Source organism: Bradyrhizobium rifense, assembly GCF_008123425.1.
Lineage (GTDB): Bacteria > Pseudomonadota > Alphaproteobacteria > Rhizobiales > Xanthobacteraceae > Bradyrhizobium > Bradyrhizobium rifense.
In genome coordinates this window covers 1-4,044 of sequence record NZ_VSSS01000066.1, presented here as the reverse complement: position 1 = coordinate 4,044, position 4,044 = coordinate 1, and the positions used below count along the sequence as shown (strand labels likewise).

3 protein-coding genes are annotated in these 4,044 nt (G+C 55.7%); all 3 read right to left on the bottom strand.

Annotated elements, in window-relative coordinates:
• Positions 1-8: 8 nt before the first annotated feature.
• The 3 genes from FXB40_RS37870 to FXB40_RS50580 are packed head-to-tail and all read right to left on the bottom strand — an operon-like array spanning position 9 to position 3,647.
• A complete protein-coding gene (locus FXB40_RS37870) occupies positions 9-1,835 on the bottom strand; it encodes a UvrD-helicase domain-containing protein (protein ID WP_148777367.1) in 1,827 nt (608 codons plus the stop codon).
• 11 nt (positions 1,836-1,846) lie between these two features.
• The gene (locus FXB40_RS37865; protein WP_246208235.1) at positions 1,847-3,271 is read right to left on the bottom strand and encodes an ATP-dependent nuclease; all 1,425 of its coding nucleotides are present in this window, start codon (positions 3,269-3,271) and stop codon (positions 1,847-1,849) included.
• A complete protein-coding gene (locus FXB40_RS50580) occupies positions 3,210-3,647 on the bottom strand; it encodes an ATP-dependent nuclease (RefSeq protein WP_246208234.1) in 438 nt (145 codons plus the stop codon). The genes FXB40_RS37865 and FXB40_RS50580 overlap by 62 nt, the downstream gene beginning before the upstream one ends.
• Between the last annotated feature and the right edge of the window lie 397 nt (positions 3,648-4,044).

The window sequence follows — 4,044 nt, the reverse complement described above, 5'->3', positions numbered from 1 at the left end:
CAGCACTGTCACCGTAATTCAGACTTCAGCAACACGCAGATATCGTCCCGAGGCGTCAAGATGGTCGTGCGCAATTTCGCCCGAGTGATACTGACGCGGAAGTTCTGACGCGCTTGCGCCATAGGACCGTCCTTCACGTTACCGGTCACGATCCGATCGGGATTCGCCACGATCTCGCGCCTAACTCTTTTTGGCCACCCCTCGAAGATGATCACCTCGTCAAACTGCTTTCCCTTCGCCTTGTGCATGTTCATCACAATGACTCCAGATTCCGGTTTACGCGCCATCGCGAAATGCTCTTGCACGAAGGATTCCCGCGTGATCGTAAGGGCGTTGCGATAGCCACCCGTATCCCGCCAATCTTGGGCGAGCCCCTGACGCAGTTGGGTCCCCCGCTCAAGAAGCCGCAAATTGCGGACCTCCCTCGCCACGTCATTCAGTCGCGAACAGACGCCTGTATCGAGAATCGCACGCAATGCCACCCAGTCAACGTCCGGATCCCCTGTCATTACCAACGCCGCCGAAGCTTGGTGGACTGCGAAGGTATTCTTGAGAACGCTGTTACCAGGCGTTGGCCGAACGGCTGCAACACACTCGTTCCACTTTGCCAAAGCAGCCCGGTATCGAGATGCTTCACTGATGTCACCTTTAGTCGGGGACGCACCTCCACGGCCGTGGAAATAACTGCAGAGTAGCTCGATGAGTTCGTCGAAGCAGCCAGAGTGCGTCCCCTGTTGCAGCAGGAAGGCCACGATTTCCGCGGCTAGGATGGGCCCCTCCATGTCAACTGCGGCAGTATGAGAAATCGGCGGCACGCTGCCGAAAGGCTCGCGCAACACGTCCGACACCAGTCGGGTCATCCGCTTGGTCGGCACGAGTATAGCCAGCGACCAGTCGCGTCGGCCGCCCTCAATAAGGCGTCTACGAGCCTGGAGCACCAGCCCAACCAGTGACGCATAAGCCTGGTTGGGATTGGACTCGAACACTTCGACTCCGATACCCCGATATTCGTTCTGCCGAAATTTACCGCGCAGAATGTCGTTGCCGAAGAGCGCAATATCCGTCCCAGTACTTCTATGATTGTCGTCGGCAAGGTCGTGGACCGACGGGGCAAACGCTGCCTGGAACTGATTTAGTCTCTCCGGATCGGCACCGATGAAATCAAAGATGCGCTGCTCCGGATCGGCAAGAGCAATCAGGGTGCTACTCCCGCCAAGCGCCTGCACAACTCGCCATTGATCGGCGGTGGTGTCCTGAAACTCATCCAAGATTATATACGGATATGTAGTCGAAATGAGCGAGCGAACCCTGTTGGAGCCATGCAGCAATATCGCAACGCGGTCGGCAAACAAGTCAAAGCAGACCTTGCCCTCCTCAATCGCCAACCGAGTGCGCTCAACTCCCTCACGCGCTCGCTTCTCCACCTTTTCCTTATCCGTGAGCTTCGAGGCCGGCTTGTAGCCGCTGCGCACCGCAGACAAAGCGATCACCTCGTTTGGAGGGGTTAAGATTGCCAGACGCCGTGGAAAGCCAACAAGGTAGCCGTGCGTCTTCAGGATGCGCCAGAAGAAGGAATGATAGGTGTCTACCTCGATCCTCTGCTTCTCCTCTCTAGTGATCGCATTTTCTTCGTCGATCGCTTCTAAGACGCGCGAGACCGTCGCCCGAGCGAAACTCAGGAATAAGATTCTCTGACCTAATCCCAATCCTTCACGCGCGATCTTGGCGGACTTTAGGATCGACACGGTAGTTTTCCCCGAACCGGGGCCACCGGTGACGAGCTGATGCCCGCCGGCCTGAATAATTTCCTTCTGTCCCTTAGTTAGGTCCACCATGACATCGTCGTCTAACTGACCGGCCCAACGCCTGGAGCGGCACCAGCCCAAGGAAATGGCGGTGGCGGGGGCAGTGGATCACAAAGAGCCCTAAGAGTGATGCAAGTGTCACGTATCCACACAGGCACCTCCGCCTCAGAGCACTGACTCAGAAACTCGGCGATCCCCCAATTCCCTTTCGACCAACCGAAATAGTCCGTTAAAGCCGCGATGGCCTGCGCCTTCGGAACTGGATATTTCGCCAGCAGATGCGGCGGCCATTCGAGCTGATCAGCGAACCGTTCGAGCGCCGCTTGCGTGGTATTTTTGAGTATCAGATCCTCGATGCCCTTCTCTCCATGCATGAAGAGACGTTCGACCTGGGCCTCGATCGCGGCCTTGGCCGGGTCAGTCTGCTTGTCGCATAGAGCAAAAGTTCGCTTACCGAGACTCTTGTATAACAATGCGAGGTCAGCGATCTGTGTTTCGGTGCCAGCGTCAATCACGCACACACCCAAAGCTTCCAACGATGCGTAGGCGGTGGGATTTAGTTCCGACAATCGGCGCGCGGCGACTGGGAACGAGGTCGCCTCCGTCGCACCCTCCGCAATCAGTACGCGACGCGAGAGCAACCCTTCGCAGAACCGTGTGCGAAATTCCTGTCGGTAACGCTTGTGTTTGACGCTCTCCGGCAGCTCGATCTTAGCTTGGGTAAGTTCTCCATCATCGGATCGCGAAAGGATGATGGTTTCTTCGAGCTTGAACTCCTCTAGTACATAAGGAGAATGAGAGGTGAAGAGAGACTGAGCCGAAAGCTTCCGTAACTCATGAACAATTCGCTTTTGTGCATATGGAGGAATCGCAGTTTCGGCTTCTTCCATTGCGAAAATGACGTTCTGTTTGTCCTCTGCGATCTGAGACAGCATCGCCAGGACAAGCATGTTGATCGTGCCCGTCCCCTGACGGAAGAACGGCGCTGCGTGATCGCCAGTGCCAGTGGCGATGAAGGCGGTCACCACCTTGCGCAAATGCTCGCGCGTAAGGTTTGATACCTTGAGATGAGGCTTCACGCCCCACTCTCGCGGGACGTATTTCTTCAGCGATCTGTCGATGCTATCCAGAACGCCAGACAAGCCGAGCGCGGGATCGCTGGCGACATCAAAGCCGCCGAGCGTTCCAATCGTTCCCTCCCACATCTGCGGCCGGATTTCCTTCAGCCGCAGGATAATATCGAGCAAGCTGCCGTGTTCGAGACTGAGCGCCCGAGATCCCGTCCTTAGCGACCGCAGGAAAAGAAAGCCGCAGTGCTGCTTGTCCTTCTTCGTAAATGGCGTTGGCTTCTCTTCTTCTGATAGACTGCGGGTGAAGTAGGTATTGCCGACGAAGTCATCTTCATCAGAATCGTACTCGCCAATAAATGTGATCCGAAGCGCCGCTTTGATCTCGGCAACGTCCACACCGCCGGGATTCGCCTCTTCGTAGAATAGCCCGGTGCTCGTATAGCCACTCGACGTTGGCTCCAAAGCGCGCCTGCTGTTCCGGCGAAAGGGCAGTGATCGTTACCTCGACGGTGATCTTGGGCTTCGCGGCAGGCGCCGCACCTTCGGGTGCCTGCGCACTCTCGACTGCCAGATATTTGCCCTGATAGAAGTCATGCTCATCCACCGGAGGTCGGCGGCTTAGCCGATCTGGCCCAAGAGCTAGATCGATCGCTTCCAACACCGATGATTTGCCGGTGTTGTTATCTCCGATCAGTACGGCGTGATCAGGCAGCACTAGCTTGGTTGAGCGAATTCCACGGAAGTTTTCGATTGTCACGGAGAATATTTTCACCGCATTCCCCCGGCCTCATTTATTTTGTTTGAAATAGTTACTGAAAATCGGCCGCAAAACTTCGCTAAATTTCTACGGGAGCAGCCGCTTGTTGCATATCAGAAGTCGTAACATGAACTGCAGAGAATTATGGGATAATTGGCAACTATCCCCATCCATCCTGCGAAGTATCCAACTGATACGAGTTAATCGTCCCGGGGGGCTTCCAAACTCATTTCATACACCACCGGACGTCACCCCCATCAACTCATTCATGAGTTGCACGGTGCTCCGCCAAACAATTTATGTCGAAGATAGAGGTCCGAGTCATGTCGTCGTGACCTGCTCCCCTGAAACGCCCCCGGTTTTGAGTTAGGGTTCTGTTCTCCACCGAGGAGACGGACGATGCGCAAAAGCA

What these genes read in the sequence shown, in the direction of transcription:
- FXB40_RS37870 (WP_148777367.1), bottom strand. Translation starts at nt 1,835, where the DNA reads ATGGTGGACCTAACTAAGGGACAGAAGGAAATTATTCAGGCCGGCGGG.